Annotated in this window: 1 protein-coding gene; it reads right to left on the bottom strand. The window is 45.0% G+C overall.

What is annotated here, in order from left to right:
- Positions 1-286: transglycosylase SLT domain-containing protein (locus tag AB4585_RS23045; protein WP_372171125.1), on the bottom strand; the 286-nt coding region annotated here is incomplete at its 3' end.
- Positions 287-320: the final 34 nt, after the last annotated feature.

Genomic DNA, 320 nt, shown 5'->3' with positions numbered 1-320 from the left:
CCTCAGCATTAGGGTGTTTATTTCTCAGAACCTTATAGGCCGATTCAGGCGTATGCTTATTGATAACCTCTATCGCTTTTGCTGGACTTCTATGACCAAACGCCCTGAACACACCACCAGTACCGCCGTTGTATGCGGATATCATCGCGTACTGACGAACAATTGGATTTTCTATTTTTGCAAGATAACGATTCTTAAGTAGCCAGAGGTATGAGGTACCCACATCCACATTTATTGCAGGGGTCATCAACTCACGTTTCGTTGGCGGACGACTCCTACCTTTCATTAACTTATAAACATCGGTACCCGCAGTTGAAGGG

This window comes from Vibrio sp. 10N.222.49.C9, assembly GCF_041474985.1.
Lineage (GTDB): Bacteria > Pseudomonadota > Gammaproteobacteria > Enterobacterales > Vibrionaceae > Vibrio > Vibrio crassostreae_C.
This window is presented reverse-complemented; position numbering and strand designations above follow the sequence as displayed.